The following is a 17,662-nucleotide window of genomic DNA, read 5'->3' as shown; positions in this document are numbered from 1 at the left end:
CGACCAGGACCCTCACGCGTGCTCCCTCCGCCGCGACCGGCGCAGGTCGCGTGCTCCGAGGACCCAGCCTAGGAGCCCGAGGGTCATCAGCGCGACGGCCGGCCAGCGGCCGGCGCGCGTCGCGGGGGTCTGGCCGGTCGCGGTGCCCACGTCGGCGACCAGCGTCGCCGGCTGCTCGCGCGGCGCCTCGGCCACGACGCGCCCGCTGGCGTCGATGATGCCGCTGATGCCGTTGGTGGACGGCACGACCACCCAGCGTCCGGTCTCGATGGCGCGCAGCCGGGAGATCTTGAACTGCTGGTCGGGCTGCGACGTCCCGGTGAAGCTGGCGTTGCTGGTCTGGACCACGAGCACCTCGGCGCCGCCACGCACGGCCTGCTCCACGACGCCGTCGTAGGCGATGTCCCAGCAGATCGTGTCGCCCACGACGACCGAGCCCGCGCGCAGGTCGCCGGCCCGCCGACCGGGCAGCATGTCGCGCGGGATGTCGCGGTCGATGCGCGGCACGAGCTCGCCCAGCTCGCGTCGGAACGGGACGTACTCGCCGTAGGGCACCAGCTTGCGCTTCACGTAGACCTCGCCGGGGCCGTCACCGTCCCAGACGATGCCCGCGTTGTAGGCGGTGCGGTCGGAGAGTCCGTCGAGGATCGCGCCGACGAGGATGGGTGCGCCGAGCTGCTGCACGAGGGCCTGGATGCGACCGGCCAGCACGGGGTCGGCGAACGGGTCGACGTCGAGCGCGTTCTCGGGCCAGACGACGAGGTCCGGAGCACGCTCGGTGCCGGCGGACACGGCGTCGGCGTAGCGCTGCGTCTCGGCGAGGTGCAGGGCGCCGATCTCGCCGCGTGGCCAGGTGAGGAACGCGCCGGGCGTGTTGCCCTGGACGGCCGCGATCCGGCGCTCCGGTCCCGCACCGGCGAGCCCGGACGGCAGGAACAGACCCGCGACGACCACCGCGACGACGACGCCGACGGCGAGCGAGCGCCGGGCGATCCCGGCGCCGGCGAGCACCACGAGCATCGCCGCGAGCAGGAACAGCAGCGCCGACGTGCCCGGCATGCCGACCAGGCGGGCGTAGGGGGCCAGCGGGGTGTCGATCGCCGTGTGGGCGAGCCGGCCCCACGGGAAGCCGCTGAACGGGAAGCCGCTGCGCACCTGCTCCCCCAGCACCCACGCCGCAGCTCCCCAGAGCGGCCAGCCCGGCAGCCGCAGGGCCGCGCGCAGCGGCACCGCGATGATGGCGAGCATCACGACCTGCGCCGCGACGAGGGCGACGTAGGCGCCGCTGCTCACGGCGTTCATCCACCAGATGAGCGGACCCATGAAGGCCGCGCCGTACAGCGCACCGGAGAGGAGCACCGCCGCGACCCGCGCGTCACGTTGACGACGCAGCACCCACACGAGCAGCGCGACGCCGACGATCATCGCGTAGGGCACCGACCACGGGTCGAACGCGGCCGCGCTGAGCAGTCCCGCGACCGCGGCGCACGGTGCCGCCAGCCACCACCTCACGGCCGCGGCCGGGTCACAGGACCGTCAGCGAGCGAGGCGTGGTGTTCAGCACCTCGAGCCCGTCGTCGGTACACACGGCGATGTCCTCGATCCGCGCGCCGTACCGGCCCTCGAGGTACACGCCGGGCTCGATCGAGAAGGCCATGCCGGGCTCGAGGACGAGGTCGTTGCCCTCCACGATGTACGGCTCCTCGTGCGTCTCGGTGCCGATGCCGTGGCCCGTGCGGTGGATGAAGAGATGTCCGAGGCCGGCGTCGGCGATCACCTGACGTCCGACCGCGTCGACCGACTCGGCGGTGACGCCCGGGCGGGCGTGCTCGCGCTGCACCTGCTGCGCCTCCTCCAGCACCGCGTAGGCGTCGAGGTACTCACGAGGGGCGGTGCCGCCGGCCAGGTAGTTGCGGGTGCAGTCCGAGCAGTAGCCGGCCGCGTTCGTGCCGCCGATGTCGACGACGACGGGGTCGCCCTCCTGGATCACGCGGTCCGAGACCTCGTGGTGCGGGGAGGCGCCGTTGGGGCCGGAGCCGACGATGACGAAGTCGACCTGCTCGTGACCCTCCTCGAGGATGGCGCGTCCGATGTCGGCGCCGACCTCGCGCTCGGTGCGGCCGGGTCGCAGCCACTCCCCCATGCGCTGGTGCACGCGGTCGATCGCGGCACCAGCGTCACGCAGGGCCGCGACCTCCTGCGGGTCCTTGCGCATCCGCAGCTCGGCGAGCAGCGGGCCGGCCAGGCGGACGTCGGCGAAGCGTCGCTGGAAGGCCAGCACCCGCTCGGCCCACATCTGGTTGTCGACCGCGACGACGGAGTCCGCGGGCAGCAGGGACCCGACGAGGGCGTACGGGTCGTCGGTCTCGCCGAAGGTCGCGATCTCGACCTCCACGCCCGACGCCTCCGCCGCAGCGCGCTCGAGGGCGGGCGCGACGAGCACCGGGTCGCCGTCGGCAGGCACGACGAGGCAGGTCAGACGCTCGAGCGGCTTGGCGTGGTAGCCGGTCAGGTAGCGCAGGTCGGCGCCCGGGGTGATGAGCAGGGCCCCGACGGACCGGCTGCGGGCGAGGTCTTGGGCACGGGTCCAACGGGAGGTCACGCGTCGAGCCTACGTCGTGGGGACTGCCACGGCCGTCGACAGGTGCCGTGGCGGCGCGTCTCCCCTAGGGTGTACGGATCACATCACGAGTGGATCGGGGGATCCCCATGCGCAAGATCGTCGCTGCCACCGCAGCGGTCGTCCTGTCCGCAGGCCTCGTCTCCGCGTCGCCGGCCGTCGCCGGTGGCTCGAAGCCGGAGGTCGACACGAAGAGGTTGACGCAGGCCGTCCAGGTCAACGGGGTGCTGCAGCACCTGCGTCAGCTGCAGACCATCGCGAACCGCAACGGCGGCAACCGCGCGTCGGGGCTGCCCGGCTACGAGGCGTCGTCTGACTACGTCGCCAAGACGCTGCGTGCGGCCGGCTACCGGGTCCGCGAGCAGACCTTCACCTTCCCGTTCTTCGCCGAGAACAGCCCGGCGACGCTGGTGCAGCGCACGCCGGAGGAGAAGACGCTCGAGACCGGCGTCTTCACCTACTCCGGCTCCGGCACGGTCACCGGGCCCGTCGTCCCCACCAAGGACGTCGTCATCCCGGCCTCGCCCACGCCCAGCAGCACGTCGGGCTGCGAGGCGGCCGACTTCGAGCCGGCTCCGGCGGAGCCCTCGGTCGCGCTCGTGCAGCGCGGCACCTGCGACTTCGGCCTGAAGGCGTCGAACGCCAAGGCCGCCGGCTACGACGCCGTCATCATCTTCAACGAGGGCAACCCGGACCGCACCGAGCTGACCACCGGGACGCTCGGCTCGCCGGTCGACCTCCCGGTCGTGGGCCTGTCGTACGACGACGCCGTGGCGCTCGTCGACGACGTGAGAGCGGGTGGCGCCACCGCCTCGGTCACCACCGACACCGTCACCGACCTGGAGCGTGAGACGCACAACCTCATCGCCGACTGGCCGCGTCGCACGAAGCACGACGACCAGGTCGTCGTGGTCGGCGCGCACCTGGACTCGGTGCCCGAGGGCCCCGGGATCAACGACAACGGCACCGGTGTGGCCGGCACGCTGGAGATCGCGAAGCAGCTCGCGAGGACCGGCTACACGAAGAAGCTGCAGCGTCCGGTGCGGTTCGCGTTCTGGGGCGCTGAGGAGCTCGGCCTGCTGGGCTCGCAGCACTACGTCGACTCGCTGTCCGACGGTGCGCGCTCGAAGATCTATGCGAACCTGAACTTCGACATGCTCGGCTCGCCGAACTACGTGCGCCTGGTCTACGACGGGGACGGCTCGTCGTTCGGCACCGCCGGTCCCGCCGGCTCGGGCCAGATCGAGAAGGTCTTCACCGACTACTTCGGCCGGGCCCGGCTCGCGACCGACCCGACCGAGTTCGACGGTCGCTCCGACTACGGTCCGTTCATCCAGTACGGCATCCCGGCCGGCGGTCTGTTCAGCGGTGCCGACGACGTGAAGACCGAGCGTCAGGCGAGCATCTACGGTGGGACGGCGGGCGAGATCCTCGACCCGAACTACCACACGCCGCAGGACGACATCACCCGCGTGAACACCACGGTGCTCGGTCAGCTCACCGACGGCGCGGCCCACGCCGTCGCCACGCTGGGCCTGTCGAAGAAGGGCCTCTACGGCGACGGCGCCCGCACGAAGGTGCGGACGAACGCCACCGTCAAGAAGGCCCCGAAGGTCACGGAGGGCCCCGCCGCCCAGCGCTGACGGCCCTTCACCACGTTCCGGAGCACCATCGCCCGTTCGGCTCGCCCGAACGGGCGATGGTGTTCCCGGTCGTGGAGATTCCCAGGTCGACCTGGGAATCTCCACCGCGCACGGGAATCTGAGGCGTGCACGGCTTGCTTTCCGTGCACCGCTGAGAATTCCGTGTCAACCGTCCTCGTATCGACGTCGCTGCCTCGGCAGACGACCTCGCGTCCGCCAGCGGACGACTCCTCCAGCTCGGCGCGCCTGCCCTGGACGTGGAGCAGGGCGAGGTCCCGTGGGTCGTCCTGACCGACGGCGACGAGCTCTGCGTCCATCCGGTGTCCCGGCGACGGCCTAGGCTGAGCGCGTGACCACCGGACGCCTGCTCCTGCTCGACTCCGCCAGTCTGTACTTCCGTGCCTTCTACGGCGTGCCCGACTCGTTCAAGGCGCCGGACGGGACGGTCGTCAACGCGCTGCGTGGTCTGCTCGACTTCGTCTCGACGCTGGTCGACCAGCACGGTCCCGACGCGGTCGTCGCGTGCTGGGACGACGACTGGCGTCCGCAGTGGCGGGTCGACCTGCTGCCGTCGTACAAGACGCACCGCGTCGCGCAGGCCAGCGAGGACGGCCTGGGCGAGGCGAGCAGCGACGGCGCGGGCGGCACCGGCGCGGCCGAGGAGTCGCCCGAGCTGCTCACGCCGCAGGTGCCGCTCATCGCCGAGGCGCTCGGCATCCTCGGGATCCCGGTCGTCGGCCGCGAGGGCGCGGAGGCCGACGACGTCATCGGCAGCCTCGCGCAGGCGTGGGACGGGCCTGTCGACGTCGTCACCGGCGACCGCGACCTCTTCCAGCTCGTCGACGACGACGCCGGCGTCAGGGTCCTCTACACGGCGCGCGGGGTGTCGTCGGCCGACGTGGTCGACGCTGCCTGGATCCGCGCCAAGTACGGCGTCGAGCCGCAGCAGTACGCCGACTTCGCGACCATGCGCGGCGACACCTCCGACGGCATCCCCGGCGTGCCGGGGATCGGCGAGAAGACCGCCGCCCTGCTGCTCGACGCCTACGGCGACCTCGACGGCATCCTCGCGGCCGCGCACGACCCCGACTCCGCCGTGAAGCCGCGGGTGCGGGCCTCGCTCGTCGAGAACGAGGAGCTCGTCGGCGTCATGCGCCAGGTCGTGCGGGTGCGCGGCGACGTGTGCGGCACCGACGTCGTCCGTGCGCTCGCGCCCCTCTCGCCCGAGCAGCGCGACGCGCTCGAGGCCTTCGGCACCACGTGGGGCCTCGGCGGTGTCGTCGAGCGCCTCACGAGCGCGCTCAGCCGCTGAGCGAGGAGTACGACACGACGCCGCGTCGCAGCCCGTCGAGGCTCTGGCGGGCGGTGGTCCGCAGCGGGCCGGGGCCGGCGGCGTCGGCCACCTGGGCGACGAGGTCGATGAGCTGCTTCATGGCCCGCACGAAGTCACCGGCCGCCATGCCCGTGGTCCGCAGCACGTCGTCGAGCGACGCTCCCCCGACCCAGGCGGCCGCCGTCTCCGCGAACCCGAAGTCGGGCGTGCTCAGGAACTTCACACGGTGCTGGCGCTCGAGCGCCTGCAGGTCGGTGCAGAGCAGCGCCATCTCCTCGGAGACGTCGAGCGTCGTGCGATCCGGGAAGCGCGGCGCCGGCGGGTCGTCCTTGCGGCTCTCGAACGTCAGGCCCGACAGGACGGCCGCGAGCTGGGCCGGGTCGAGCCCGTCCCAGACCCCGCGCCGCAGGCACTCGCTGACCAGCAGGTCGAGCTCGCTGTAGAGGCGCTGCAGGCGGCGACCGTCCGGCGTGACGGTGTCGCCGTCGAGGTAGCCGAGCTCGTCGAGCACGTCGCAGACACGGTCGAACTGACGGGCGACGGTGTTCGTGCGCTGCTCGATGCGTCGACGCTGCTGCTCGGTGTCGCGCTCGAGCTTCGTGTACCGCTCGGCCCACCGGGCGTGCGCCTCGCGGTCGGGGCAGGCGTGGCAGGGGTGCGCCTTGAGCGCGGCACGCAGCTCGGCCACGCGCGGATCGGTGCGCTCGTCCGTGACCCGCTCCGTCGGCCGGTCGGGACGGTAGGGCGTGTCGGTCTGCCAGCGCAGCCCCTCGGCGCGGTTGCGCAGGGACGACGCGAGGTCGCGCCGGGCCTGCGCGTTGCGCGCGTTGAACGACTTCGGGATCCGCATGCGCGTGATCGGCTCGACCGGCACCGGGAAGTCGACCGGACCCAGACGACGCGAGTGGCGGCTGGCGGTGAGCACGAGCGGCCGTGGAGCCTCGTCCGCGCCGACGACACCGGGGTCGAGGACGACGGCGAGCCCCGCGAACTTGCCGCCGGGCACGTTGATGACGTCACCCGCGCGCAGCCTCGCCATCGACGCGACCGCGTCCTGGCGTCGGTCGGCCTTGCGCTGACGTGCGCCCGACGACTCGATCTCGCCCAGCTCGCGGCGCAGGCGCGCGTACTCGAGAAAGTCGCCGAGGTGGCACTGCGCCGCCTCACGGTACCCCTCGAGCGCGTCGTCGGCCTTGCGGATCTGGCGCACCATCCCGACGACGGCACGGTCGGCCTGGAACTGCGCGAACGACTGCTCCAGCAGCTCGCGCGCGGGCTGGCGTCCCATCTGGTCGACGAGGTTGACCGCCATGTTGTACGACGGGCGGAACGAGGAGTTGAGCGGGTACGTCCGCGTCGACGCGAGACCCGCGACCTGCTTGGGGTCGAGCTGCGGCTGCCACAGCACCACGCCGTGACCCTCGACGTCGATGCCGCGACGTCCCGCACGGCCGGTGAGCTGGGTGTACTCCCCCGGCGTCACGTTCACGTGCGCCTCGCCGTTCCACTTGGTGAGCCGCTCGATGACGACCGACCGGGCGGGCATGTTGATGCCGAGCGCCAGCGTCTCGGTGGCGAACACGACCTTGACGAGGCCGTCGCTGAACAGCTGCTCGACGACCTCCTTGAACGCGGGCAACATGCCGGCGTGGTGGGCGGCGACACCGCGACCCAGCCCCTCGCGCAGCTCGTGGAAGCCGAGGACGTGCAGGTCCTCGTCGGGCAGGTGCGCGCACGCCTCGTCGACGCGGTCCTCGATCTCGCGTCGCTCGTCGGGAGTGGTCAGCATGACCCGGGCGTCGAGCAGCTGCTGGACGGCGGCTGCGCAGCCCGCGCGGCTGAACACGAACACGATGGCGGGCAGCAGACCCTCGGCCTCGAGCTTCTCCACCACCTCGACGCGGCTCGGCGTGCGGTGCCTGCTCTGCGGTCGCCGGTGACCCTTCGGCGGCCGACCCCGGCCACCGCCCTTGCGGGCTCGGTCGAGCTGCCAGTCCTGACGGGCCATGCTCTCGAGCTGACGGTTCACGCGCACGGCCTCGTTCCCGGACCCGGGTGCCGACTCCGCCGCATCGTCCTCGAAGAGCGGGAACATCTTGCGCCCCACGAGCACGTGCTGGTGCAGGGGCACGGGCCTGCGCTCCTCGACGATCGTCGTGGTCGACCCGCGCACCTCACTCAGCCAGTCGCCGAACTCCTCGGCGTTGGAGACCGTCGCCGACAGGGAGACGACGCTGACCGACTCGGGCAGGCCGATGATGACCTCCTCCCACACGGCGCCGCGGAAGCGGTCGGCGAGGTAGTGCACCTCGTCCATGACCACGTAGCCGAGCCCGTCGAGGGTCCGCGAGCCCGCGTAGAGCATGTTGCGCAGCACCTCGGTCGTCATGACGACGACCGGCGCCTCGCCGTTGACGGTGCTGTCTCCCGTCAGGAGCCCCACCCGGTCGGCGCCGTAGCGCTCGACGAGGTCGTGGAACTTCTGGTTGGAGAGTGCCTTGATGGGCGTCGTGTAGAAGCACTTGCGCCCGGTCGCGAGCGCGAGGTGCACGGCGAACTCGCCCACGATCGTCTTGCCCGACCCCGTGGGCGCCGCCACGAGCACGCCGCGGCCCGCCTCGACCTCCTGGCACGCCTGCACCTGGAAAGGGTCGAGCGTGAACCCGTGCAGCCCGCGGAACTCCGCGAGGTGGGGGTGACGTCTCGTGGCCGAGGCCTGGGCGAACTTCTCGGCCGGGCTCGTCATGCCCCCAGCCTACGGACCCTCAGGGCACGAGCACGCGCAACGCGCGCTCGAGGACCGTCACGGTGAGCGGCAGCGGGCCCAGACGCTCGCCGTCGCCGTACGCGACGACGTCGGGGCAGGCGAGGTGCACACGCCGCACTCGGTGCCGCTCGAACTCCGGCAGGTCCACGTGCGTGCCGCGGTACAGCTGCGGGAACACCCGCACGAGCCTCGCCTTGCTCACCGGCCGGATGACGCACACGTCGAGCAGCCCGTCGTCCATGACGGCCCCCTCGGCGATGCGCAGGCCGCCGCCGAACGACGGGCCGTTGCCGACGGCCACCAGCATCGCCTCGGTGTCGAGCCGCGTCCCGTCGAGGTCGAGGCTGAACGGCAGCGGCTGGAACGTCCTCAGCTCGGCGAGGATCGCGAGGTTGTAGCGCTGGTTCCCGCGCGGCCACCTCATGGCGTTGGCGCGCTCGTTGACCTTCGAGTCGAACCCGGACGCCACCACGGTGACGACGTGTCCGCGGTCGGTGCTCGCGAGGTCGACGGCACGGGTGCGTCCGCGCAGCACGACGTCGAGCGCCGCGTCCGGGTCGCCGACCGGCAGACCCAGCGCGCGGGCGGTGTCGTTGCCCGTCCCCGCGGGCAGCAGACCGACCGTGACGTCGCGCTCCGCCACGGCGGGCAGCACGTCGTGCAGCAGCCCGTCACCCCCGACGACGAGCACCAGCTCGGCGCCGGCCGCCACCTCGCGCGCGACGGCCTCCCGTGCCTGTGCGCCGTCGCTGCTGTGGATCCGGGCCACCCGGTGCCCCGCACCGGTGAGTCGCGCCGTGGCGGCTACAGCGATCCGCTCGCCCTGGCGGCGGCCGGAGACCGGGTTCACCACCAGTGTCACGAGCATGGCGGACAGCCTAGGGGGTCCGCCGTCCGTCGCTCAGTCGTCGACCGACGACGGACCCTCGAGCTCGGACGGCCCGTCCAGCGGCGACGCGTCGTCGTCCGCCGTCTCGTCGACCCGTTCGCGTCCGCGCCTGCGGTCGGTGAGCTTCGCGATGACCTCGGAGATGAGGTACAGGATCGTCATCGGCACCGCGAGGAACAGCATGGTCAGCGGGTCGGTGGTGGGCGTGGCGATCGCGGCGAACACGAAGATGCCGATGATCGTCCACGGCCGGGCCGACGCGAGCTGCTTGGCCGAGACCAGTCCCAGTCGGTTGAGCAGCACGACGACCAGAGGGATCTCGGCGGCGACGCCGAACACCAGCATCATCTTGACGATGAAGTCGAAGTACTCGGCGCCCGTGACCAGCGACCCGAACCCGTCGGGCACGAAGCCGATGAGGATCTCCATCGCCTTCGGCAGCACCACGTAGGCGAGCGCCGCGCCGCCGATGAACAGGGGCGCTCCGGTGCCTGCGAGCAGGAGCGCCCACCGCTTCTCGTGCCGGTGCAGGGCCGGCAGCACGAAGGCCCAGATCTGCCAGAGCCAGAACGGGCTCGAGGCCAGCAGCCCGAACACGAGCGAGATCTTCAGCTGGTACTGGAACGCGCCGCCGACGCCGGTGATGATCAGCTGGGTGTCGATGCCCTCGCGCTCCAGCAGCGGACGCATCTCGTTGTACGGGTGCGTGAGGAAGTTCAGGATCGGGGCGTAGAAGACGAGCCCGAGGATCGTGAAGACGGCGATCGCGATGACCGCGCGCGTGAGTCGGGAGCGGAGCTCCCGCAGGTGCTCCACGAGCGGCATGGTGCCGCCCGCGGCCCCGGACGGCGCGCCGCTCAGCGACGCCAAGACCTACGCCTGCTCGGACGTGCCGTCGCGGCGCAGCTGCTCGGAGCGGGCGGTCGCCTCGGTACGGGCGCCGTCCTCGTCGACGACCTCGCCGTCGAGGTCGTGGGACGGCTTGTCGTCGTCCTTGAGCTCCTTGACCTCGGACTTGAAGATGCGCAGCGCGCGTCCGGAGCCGCGGGCGAGCTCGGGGAGCTTGCGGCCTCCGAACAGCAGCAGGACCACGCCGAGGATGAGGAGGATCTCCGTGGGGCCGATCTGCCTGAACATGGTGCCTCTTTCGTCGGGTGCGGTCTCAACCATCGTACGCCGCGAGGGCTGAACGGGCGGTGTCCAGGACCTGTACGCGGAGTGTGGCGGGCTCGACCACGTGGACGGTGCCACCGTTGCGCAGCACGAGTCGACGCAGCCACGCCTCGTCGCCACCGTACAACCGGACGCGACGTCGGCCGTCGACGTCGCCCAGCTCCTCGACGGTGTAGTACTCGGTGAGCCAGTGCGCGGCGGGGTCGAGGTCGAGGACGGCGGAGGGGGTCTGCTCGCCGACCTCGAAGAGGTCGTCGCCCAGGTCGCGCGACGTCGTGTCGTGCCGCTGGGCGAGCCGGCCGGTGTCGGCGGCACGCACGACGCGGTCGAGGCGGAAGAAGCGCACGTCGTCGGCGCGCAGGCAGTACGCCTCGAGGTAGGTGTGGCCCTGTCGCGTGAAGAGCCGCTGCGGGTCAACCTCGCGCGTGGTGACGTCGTCGCGGGAGTCGGTGGCGTAGTCGATCTCGAGGCGGTGCCCGTCGGCGAGCGCCGCGGCCACGGTGTCGCGCACGGCCGGGTCGACGTCGGCGACGTGCACGTCGACCGCCTCGACGGCGCCCTCGGCGGCCACCGCCGTCTCGAGCTTCGCGAGCGCCGCGTCGACGATGGGCAGCTGCGACCCCGACGCCGACGCCCGCAGGGTGCGCAGGGCAGCCACGAGCGCAACGCCCTCGTCGGCCGTGAGCCGCAGGGGCCGACTGAGGAACTCCGCGTCGCGGATGTGGATGACGTCGTCGATCTCCAGCGCCGCGAGGTCGACGTCGATCAGCTCGCCGGCGTACTCCCCCACGCCCGTGAACATGAGCAGGCGCAGGTCGTCGCGGATCTGCTTGGGCGTCACCCCGAACTCGCGGGCCACCTCGCGCACGGGCACGCCGTCGTTGCCCTGCAGGTACGGCACGAGCGCCAGCATCCGCACGACCTGCTGCGCGGAACGGTTCGCGGGCCGCGTCACGCGCCCACCGCCGAGCTCGACGGTCCGGTGTCGGCCAGAACCGCGCGCAGCCGGGCGACGACCTGGTCGCGCAGGTCGGGCGGGTCGAGCACGACGACGTCGGGCCCGTACGACGCGATCTCGGCCGCGAGGTCCCACCCGGTCGAGAACGGGACGACGAGCACGTCGCGGCCGTCGTCGCCGGTCTCCACGTGCGTGGCGGTCCGACGCAGCGCGTTGGCGCGCCGCTCGGCCACGCTCAGCCGGGCGGTGCGGTCGGCCGGACGCGGGAAGAGCGCGGTGGCGGCGGCCGAGACGACCTCCTCCGGCGGACGGCGGAACGCGCCGGGCTCGCCGTGCAGCTCGAGGTCGCCCACGACGCGCGAGAGCCGGAACATCCGCGGCGCGTCGCGGTCGACGTCGTGGCCCACCAGGTACCAGCGTCCGCGCCACGAGAGGATCCGCCACGGCTCCACGTGCCGCTGCGTCGGCTCGTCGGCCCCAGGGCGCCGGTAGGCGAAGCGCACGGGCACGCTGCGGGCGGCCGCGTCGAGCGCGACCTCGAAGGCGGGCTCGTGGGCCGACAGCTTCGGCTCGGCCATGCGGAGCACGTCGGTGTCGACGTCGACGCCGGCCGCCTTCAGCTTCACGAGCGCCGACGTGGAGCTCGAGGCGAGTCCGGCGTGCTCCCACACCTGGGCGGCGAGGCCCAGCACCGCAGCCTCCTCGCGGGTCAGGTCGAGGTCGGGCAGCTCGGCGGTGTCACGGCGGATGCGGTAGCCGGGCTCGTCGTCGAAGTACTTGTCGTTGGTGCCGGTCTCCACGGCGATGCCCAGCTCGCGCAGCTCTTCCTTGTCCCGCTCGAACTTGCGCTCGAACGCGACCTGGTTGGACTCGCGGTAGTCGGCGATCGCCTGGCGGATCTGGTCCTTCGACAGGTACTGACGGGTGACGAGGAGGGTGAAGATGAGGTTCATCAACCTCTCGGTCTTGCGGTCGGCCACGCCCCCAGCATGTCAGACGGTCAGGACGCGTCCAGGATGTCGATCGCGAAGGCCAGGGTGTCGCCCGCCTTGATGTCGCTGCCGGCCGGCGGCTTGTCGCCGTAGGCGCTGTCGGCGGGGCAGACGAGCACGACGCGGCTGCCGATGGTCTGCCCCGGGAGCTCGTCCTTCCAGCACGCGATGACCTGGTCGAGGGAGAACGACGCCGGCGCGCCGCGGCCCCAGCTGCTGTCGAAGACCTTGCCGTCGGGGTAGACCTGGCCGACGTACTGCGCGGTGATCTCCGCACCCTTCTTGACCTTCTCGCCGTCGCCCTTGATCGCGACGTACGCGGCGGGCCGCTTGGGGTCCTTCATGACGCTCTTGCCGTCCTTGAAGCCGCTCGGCTGGCCGTCCTTCAGCACGATGGACGGCACGCTGCTGGGCAGCTTCTGGGCCGTGCCCTTGGCCTCGGTGCCGACCTTGCCGACGATGTCGAAGAGGAAGACCATCGTGTCGTCCTTCTTCACGCCGAGGGTCTGCTCGGCCTGCGACTGGGCCTGGCCGTCCTTGAAGCCGTCCTTCGGCGGGATCGCCACGAGCACGCGGCTGCCGACCTTCTGGCCGGTGAGTCCCTTGACGAAGCCCGCCAGCACGCTCTCGGTCGACAGCTTCGTGGTGAGCGGACGCTCGGCCTTGAAGGAGTTGTCGAACTGCTTGCCGGTGCGCCCGTTGACCGCGACGTAGTTCAGCTTGACGGTGTCACCGTCCTTCACCTCGGCGCCGCTGCCCTCCTTGACCACGCGCGTCTCGGTGGCCGACGCGGTGAAGTCGTCGGGGACCGTGACGGAGGGGCTCTTGGCCGAGCTGACCTTCACGTCGTCGAGTCCGTCGGACCCGGCGCCGCAGCCGGCGAGCACGAGCGCGAGGACAGAGGTCAGGGCGAGGGCGAGTTGGCGACGCACGGAATCACTTTCGTCGAGGTGATGGCCTCCGTCACGCTATCGGCACCGACCAAGAGCAGCCTGAACGACCGCCCAGAACACGCTGCGGACGTCGGGCGGGTCCCGTGCTCACATGCCGTCGATGAGCCTCTGGACCCGGTCGTCGGCGGCGCGGAACGGGTCCTTGCAGAGCACCGTCCGCTGCGCCTGGTCGTTGAGCTTGAGGTGCACCCAGTCGACGGTGAAGTCGCGTCGACGCTCCTGCGCGCGCTTGATGAAGTCGCCACGCAGCTTCGCGCGGGTGGTCTGCGGCGGGACCGACTTGGCCGCGAAGACGTCGCGGTCGTTCGTCACCCGGGCGACGGCGCCGCGGTTCTGCAGCAGGTAGAAGATGCCGCGGTCGCGGCGGATGTCGTGGTACGCGAGGTCGAGCTGTGCGATGCGGGGGTCGGCCCAGCTGAGACCGTGCGCCGTGCGGTAGCGGTCGAGCATGCGGAACTTGATGACCCAGTCGATCTCGCGCTCCACGAGCGTGAGGTCCTCGGACTCCACGGCCTTGAGCGTCCGCTCCCAGAGGTCCATCGTCCGGTCGATGGTGGGCGTGTGCAGACCGTGCCGGTCGACGAACTCCGCCGCCTTCGCGAAGTACTCGGCCTGGATCTCCAGCGCCGACAGCTCGCGGCCGTTGGCCAGCTGGACCGTGCGACGCCCGGTCATGTCGTGGGAGATCTCGCGGATCGCGCGGATCGGGTTCTCGAGGGTCATGTCGCGCATGACCACGCCGGCCTCGATCATCCGCAGCACGAGGTCGGTCGTGGCGACCTTGAGCAGCGTCGTCGTCTCGCTCATGTTCGAGTCGCCGACGATGACGTGCAGACGGCGGAAGCGCTCGGCGTCGGCGTGCGGCTCGTCGCGCGTGTTGATGATGGGACGCGAGCGGGTCGTGGCGCTCGAGACGCCCTCCCAGATGTGCTCGGCCCGCTGGCTCACCGAGAAGATCGTGCCGCGCGGCGTCTGCTGGACCTTGCCGGCTCCGCAGATGATCTGCCGCGACACGAGGAACGGGATGAGCACGTCGGCGATCCGGTTGAACTCGCCACCGCGGCCGACCAGGTAGTTCTCGTGGCAGCCGTAGGAGTTGCCGGCGGAGTCGGTGTTGTTCTTGAAGAGGTAGATGTCGCCGTCGACGCCGTCATCGGCGAGCCGCTGCTGCGCGTCGAGCATGAGGCCCTCGAGGATCCGCTCCCCCGCGCGGTCGTGGGTGACGAGGTCGACGAGGTCGTCGCACTCGGGCGTCGCGTACTCGGGGTGGCTGCCGACGTCGAGGTAGAGCCGGGCGCCGTTGCGCAGGAAGACGTTGCTGCTGCGCCCCCATGACACGACGCGACGGAAGAGGTACCGCGCGACCTCGTCGGGCGACAGACGACGCTGTCCCTTGAACGAGCAGGTGACGCCGTACTCGTTCTCGATCCCGAAGATCCGCCGGTCCATGTCGTCAGCGTAGTCCTGAGTCCCAGCCGATGGGGTTCGAAGCGCCGCGTGCTCGAGGCGGCCGTAGGGTCGTCGCCATGGAGCACAGGACTCTCGGAAGGACCGGCCGCGACGTGTCGGTCGTCGGTCTCGGCACGTGGCAGCTCGGAGCGGACTGGGGCGAGGTGAGCAGCGACGACGCCGCCGCCGTCCTGGAGGCGGCCGTCGAGTCGGGCGTGACCTTCCTCGACACGGCCGACGTGTACGGCGACGGTCGCAGCGAGCAGGCGATCGCCGCGTTCCGGCGCGCCCACCCCGACCTGGACCTCACGGTGGCCACGAAGATGGGGCGCCGTCTGGACCAGGTGCCCGAGAACTACGTGATGGAGAACTTCCGCGCCTGGACGGACCGCTCCCGCCGCAACCTGGACGTCGACACCCTCGACCTCGTGCAGCTGCACTGCCCGCCGACCGCCGTCGTGGAGGACGACGAGGTCTACGACGCGCTCGACACGCTGGTCGAGGAGGGCCTGCTCGCCGCGTACGGCGTCAGCGTCGAGACGTGCGACCAGGCCCTCGCGGCGATCGCCCGCCCGAACGTCGCGTCGGTCCAGATCATCCTCAACGCGTTCCGGCTCAAGCCGCTCGACGCGGTGCTCCCGGCCGCCCACGAGGCCGGCGTCGGCATCATCGCGCGCGTCCCGCTCGCGAGCGGGCTGCTGAGCGGCCGCTACACGCGTGACACGACGTTCGCGTCCGACGACCACCGGACCTACAACCGCAACGGCGAGGCGTTCGACGTGGGCGAGACCTTCTCCGGCGTCGACTTCGAGGTCGGCGTGCGGGCCGCCCAGGAGTTCGCCGCGCTGCTGCCCGACGGCGTGACGCCGGCGCAGGCCGCGCTGGCCTGGGTCGTCGCGCAGGACGGCGTGAGCACCGTCATCCCCGGCGCCCGGAACCCCGAGCAGGCACGGGGCAACGCGGCGGCCGCCGACGTCACCCTCGACGCGTCCGTGCTCGAGGGCGTGCGGCGGATCTACGACGAGCACCTGCGGGAGTCCGTGCACCCGCGCTGGTGACCGCCTCCGGGGGCGGGACAGCGTGTCCTGCCCCCGCAGCGAGGTCAGCCGGCGAGGGCGTCGGCGACGGCCGCGTCGGTGAGCCGCTTGAACTTGCGGGGCTGGCTGCGCGTGCGGTCGAGCACGGCGACCTCGAGGTCGGAGGCGACGATCTCCCGGGCGGGGGTGCTGTCCTCGCCGAGCGCAGCAGCGGCGAGCCGCAACGCCTCCTCCAGCCCGAGGCCCTCCGTGTAGTGCTCGGTGAGGTGCGCGTCGACCTGCTCGCTCTGTCCGCCCATCACGCCGTGACCACGGACGTCGGCGACCGAGCCGTCGTAGGTGAGGCGGTACACCTGGTCGGCGGCAGCGTCGTCGCCCACCTCGGCCACGAAGATCTCGACCTCGTACGGCTTCTCGCCGCCGGAGGAGAAGATCGTGCCGAGCGTCTGCGCGTAGGCGTTGGCCAGCCCACGACCGGTGACGTCGCGCCGGTCGTAGGCGTAGCCACGCATGTCGGCGAGCCGGACGCCGGCGATGCGCAGGTTCTCGAACTCGTTGTAGCGACCGACCGCCGCGAAGCCGATGCGGTCGTAGATCTCGCTGATCTTGTGCAGCGCCTGCGAGGGGTTCTCGGCGACGAGCAGGATGCCGTCGACGTACTGGACCACGACGACGCTGCGGCCACGGGCGATGCCCTTGCGCGCGAAGTCGGCCCGGTCCTTCATGAGCTGCTCGGGCGAGACGTAGAACGGTGCGGTCATGCTGGGTCTCCTCAGGTGAGGGGGGCCGAGGGCCCGTCGGGACGGGTCATGCGGCCGCCGATCACGGCGTCGGCGACGGCGGCGGTCTCCGCCTCGTCCCACGCCCGGTAGCCGTCGGCGGTGATGACGCTGACCAGCGGGAAGATCCGCCGCGTGAGGTCCGGGCCACCGGTGGCGGTGTCGTCGTCGGCCGCGTCGTAGAGCGCCTGGATGACGGCGGTGACGGCCGAGCGCTCGTCCATGCCCTCGGCGTACAGCTTCTTGAGCGAGCCGCGCGCGAACGTCGAGCCGGAGCCGACGGAGTGGAAGGTACGCTCCTCGTTCTTGTTGCCGGTGACGTCGAAGGCGAAGATGCGCCCGCACTGCTGGTCGAGGTCGTAGGCCGCGAACAGCGGCACGACGGCGAGGCCCTGCATGGCCATGCCGAGGTTGCCGCGGATGAGGGTGGCGAGCCGATTGGCCTTGCCGTCGGTCGACAGCGTCGCGCCCTCGATCTTCTCGTAGTGCTCGAGCTCGACCTGGAAGAGCCGGGTCATCTCGATCGCGATGCCGGCCGTGCCGGCGATGCCGACGCACGAGTACTCGTCGGTCGGGAAGACCTTCTGGATGTCGCGCTGCGCGATGACGTTGCCCATCGTCGCACGGCGGTCGCCGGCCATGACGACGCCGTCGGCGAACGTGGCGGCCACGATGGTGGTGCCATGCGCGACGCCCGCGAGCTCACCGGAAACGGCTCCGGCCGCACCGGGCATCATCTCGGGTGCCTGCGAGGCGAGCAGGTCGGCGAACGACGAGCCACCCACCGAACGGTATCCGTCGGGCAGCATCGCTGGGCCGTTCACTGGCCGCCCTTCTGCACGAAGCTGCGGACGAACTCCTCGGCGTTCTCCTCGAGGACGTCGTCGATGTCGCCGAGGATCGCGTCGACGTCGTCGTCGAGCTTCTCCTTGCGCTCGGTGTCCTGGGGCGCGGTGGTCTCGGCGGTCTCCGCCTGCTCGTCGTCGGACCTGCGGGGCGTCCTGTGCTGCTGCTCGGCCATGGGTTCACCCTAGCCCCCTGAGGCCCACGCGCCGCTCGGGTTTCGACG

16 protein-coding genes are annotated in these 17,662 nt (G+C 71.6%); 3 read left to right on the top strand and 13 right to left on the bottom strand.

Going from position 1 to position 17,662, the window contains the following annotated elements; genetic code table 11:
* Nucleotides 1-12: 12 nt before the first annotated feature.
* Together lnt and QE370_RS13655 are read right to left on the bottom strand one after the other, a co-directional pair.
* Entirely contained in the window at nucleotides 13-1,512 is a 1,500-nt protein-coding gene (gene lnt, locus QE370_RS13660; protein ID WP_309634671.1) for an apolipoprotein N-acyltransferase, read from the bottom strand.
* A 13-nt stretch (nucleotides 1,513-1,525) separates the two neighbouring features.
* On the bottom strand, nucleotides 1,526-2,602 hold the full coding sequence (locus tag QE370_RS13655) for a Xaa-Pro peptidase family protein (protein ID WP_253023453.1): 1,077 nt from the start codon (nucleotides 2,600-2,602) through the stop codon (nucleotides 1,526-1,528).
* A 107-nt stretch (nucleotides 2,603-2,709) separates the two neighbouring features.
* Between QE370_RS13655 and QE370_RS13650 the strand changes: the two genes are divergently transcribed.
* Both QE370_RS13650 and QE370_RS13645 read left to right on the top strand, forming a co-directional pair.
* Complete coding sequence (locus QE370_RS13650) at nucleotides 2,710-4,263, top strand: M20/M25/M40 family metallo-hydrolase (RefSeq protein ID WP_309634670.1); 1,554 nt, start codon at nucleotides 2,710-2,712, stop codon at nucleotides 4,261-4,263.
* Nucleotides 4,264-4,612: 349 nt separating this feature from the next.
* Complete coding sequence (locus QE370_RS13645; protein ID WP_309634669.1) at nucleotides 4,613-5,575, top strand: 5'-3' exonuclease; 963 nt, start codon at nucleotides 4,613-4,615, stop codon at nucleotides 5,573-5,575.
* On the opposite strand, the gene QE370_RS13640 is transcribed toward QE370_RS13645, so the two are convergent.
* From QE370_RS13640 to pafA, 8 genes are all read right to left on the bottom strand, one after another.
* Nucleotides 5,565-8,342, bottom strand: a complete 2,778-nt coding sequence (locus tag QE370_RS13640; RefSeq protein ID WP_309634668.1) for a DEAD/DEAH box helicase — start codon at nucleotides 8,340-8,342, stop codon at nucleotides 5,565-5,567. The two genes, QE370_RS13645 and QE370_RS13640, sit on opposite strands and share 11 nt — an antisense overlap.
* A gap of 19 nt (nucleotides 8,343-8,361) precedes the next feature.
* Nucleotides 8,362-9,231 (bottom strand): YegS/Rv2252/BmrU family lipid kinase, encoded by an 870-nt coding sequence (locus QE370_RS13635; RefSeq protein WP_309634667.1) that lies wholly within the window; start codon nucleotides 9,229-9,231, stop codon nucleotides 8,362-8,364.
* Nucleotides 9,232-9,264: 33 nt separating this feature from the next.
* Nucleotides 9,265-10,122: a twin-arginine translocase subunit TatC gene (tatC, locus tag QE370_RS13630; protein ID WP_253023463.1), complete on the bottom strand. Its 858-nt coding sequence runs from the start codon at nucleotides 10,120-10,122 to the stop codon at nucleotides 9,265-9,267.
* Nucleotides 10,123-10,125: 3 nt separating this feature from the next.
* On the bottom strand, nucleotides 10,126-10,389 hold the full coding sequence (tatA, locus tag QE370_RS18225; protein WP_305883270.1) for a twin-arginine translocase TatA/TatE family subunit: 264 nt from the start codon (nucleotides 10,387-10,389) through the stop codon (nucleotides 10,126-10,128).
* A 25-nt stretch (nucleotides 10,390-10,414) separates the two neighbouring features.
* On the bottom strand, nucleotides 10,415-11,380 hold the full coding sequence (locus QE370_RS13620) for a WYL domain-containing protein (RefSeq protein WP_309634666.1): 966 nt from the start codon (nucleotides 11,378-11,380) through the stop codon (nucleotides 10,415-10,417).
* Complete coding sequence (locus tag QE370_RS13615; RefSeq protein WP_309634665.1) at nucleotides 11,377-12,363, bottom strand: WYL domain-containing protein; 987 nt, start codon at nucleotides 12,361-12,363, stop codon at nucleotides 11,377-11,379. Before QE370_RS13615 ends, QE370_RS13620 begins: the two co-directional genes overlap by 4 nt.
* A gap of 20 nt (nucleotides 12,364-12,383) precedes the next feature.
* Nucleotides 12,384-13,307: an FKBP-type peptidyl-prolyl cis-trans isomerase gene (locus tag QE370_RS13610; protein ID WP_309634664.1), complete on the bottom strand. Its 924-nt coding sequence runs from the start codon at nucleotides 13,305-13,307 to the stop codon at nucleotides 12,384-12,386.
* Between the two features lie 108 nt (nucleotides 13,308-13,415).
* A complete protein-coding gene (gene pafA / locus QE370_RS13605; RefSeq protein WP_253025368.1) occupies nucleotides 13,416-14,777 on the bottom strand; it encodes a Pup--protein ligase in 1,362 nt (453 codons plus the stop codon).
* Nucleotides 14,778-14,854: 77 nt separating this feature from the next.
* Between pafA and QE370_RS13600 the strand changes: the two genes are divergently transcribed.
* On the top strand, nucleotides 14,855-15,835 hold the full coding sequence (locus tag QE370_RS13600) for an aldo/keto reductase (RefSeq protein WP_309634663.1): 981 nt from the start codon (nucleotides 14,855-14,857) through the stop codon (nucleotides 15,833-15,835).
* A gap of 44 nt (nucleotides 15,836-15,879) precedes the next feature.
* On the opposite strand, the gene prcA is transcribed toward QE370_RS13600, so the two are convergent.
* From prcA to QE370_RS13585, 3 genes are read right to left on the bottom strand one after another with little or no spacing between them, the layout of a single operon-like run.
* Complete coding sequence (prcA, locus tag QE370_RS13595) at nucleotides 15,880-16,575, bottom strand: proteasome subunit alpha (RefSeq protein WP_253025364.1); 696 nt, start codon at nucleotides 16,573-16,575, stop codon at nucleotides 15,880-15,882.
* A gap of 11 nt (nucleotides 16,576-16,586) precedes the next feature.
* The gene (prcB, locus tag QE370_RS13590; protein ID WP_309634662.1) at nucleotides 16,587-17,402 is read right to left on the bottom strand and encodes a proteasome subunit beta; all 816 of its coding nucleotides are present in this window, start codon (nucleotides 17,400-17,402) and stop codon (nucleotides 16,587-16,589) included.
* Between the two features lie 11 nt (nucleotides 17,403-17,413).
* Nucleotides 17,414-17,614: a ubiquitin-like protein Pup gene (locus tag QE370_RS13585; RefSeq protein WP_067857466.1), complete on the bottom strand. Its 201-nt coding sequence runs from the start codon at nucleotides 17,612-17,614 to the stop codon at nucleotides 17,414-17,416.
* Nucleotides 17,615-17,662 lie beyond the last annotated feature (48 nt).

The sequence above is a fragment of the Aeromicrobium sp. SORGH_AS_0981 genome, from assembly GCF_031453195.1.
Classification (GTDB): Bacteria; Actinomycetota; Actinomycetes; order Propionibacteriales; family Nocardioidaceae; genus Aeromicrobium.
The sequence above is the reverse complement of the archived record's forward strand: the minus strand, read 5'-3'. Positions and strand labels throughout refer to the sequence as shown.

What these genes read in the sequence shown, in the direction of transcription:
- QE370_RS13650 (WP_309634670.1), top strand. Translation starts at nt 2,710, where the DNA reads ATGCGCAAGATCGTCGCTGCCACCGCAGCGGTCGTCCTGTCCGCAGGC.
- prcA (WP_253025364.1), bottom strand. Translation starts at nt 16,575, where the DNA reads ATGACCGCACCGTTCTACGTCTCGCCCGAGCAGCTCATGAAGGACCGG.
- QE370_RS13585 (WP_067857466.1), bottom strand. Translation starts at nt 17,614, where the DNA reads ATGGCCGAGCAGCAGCACAGGACGCCCCGCAGGTCCGACGACGAGCAG.
- pafA (WP_253025368.1), bottom strand. Translation starts at nt 14,777, where the DNA reads ATGGACCGGCGGATCTTCGGGATCGAGAACGAGTACGGCGTCACCTGC.
- QE370_RS13635 (WP_309634667.1), bottom strand. Translation starts at nt 9,231, where the DNA reads ATGCTCGTGACACTGGTGGTGAACCCGGTCTCCGGCCGCCGCCAGGGC.
- prcB (WP_309634662.1), bottom strand. Translation starts at nt 17,402, where the DNA reads ATGCTGCCCGACGGATACCGTTCGGTGGGTGGCTCGTCGTTCGCCGAC.
- tatA (WP_305883270.1), bottom strand. Translation starts at nt 10,389, where the DNA reads ATGTTCAGGCAGATCGGCCCCACGGAGATCCTCCTCATCCTCGGCGTG.
- QE370_RS13640 (WP_309634668.1), bottom strand. Translation starts at nt 8,342, where the DNA reads ATGACGAGCCCGGCCGAGAAGTTCGCCCAGGCCTCGGCCACGAGACGT.
- QE370_RS13600 (WP_309634663.1), top strand. Translation starts at nt 14,855, where the DNA reads ATGGAGCACAGGACTCTCGGAAGGACCGGCCGCGACGTGTCGGTCGTC.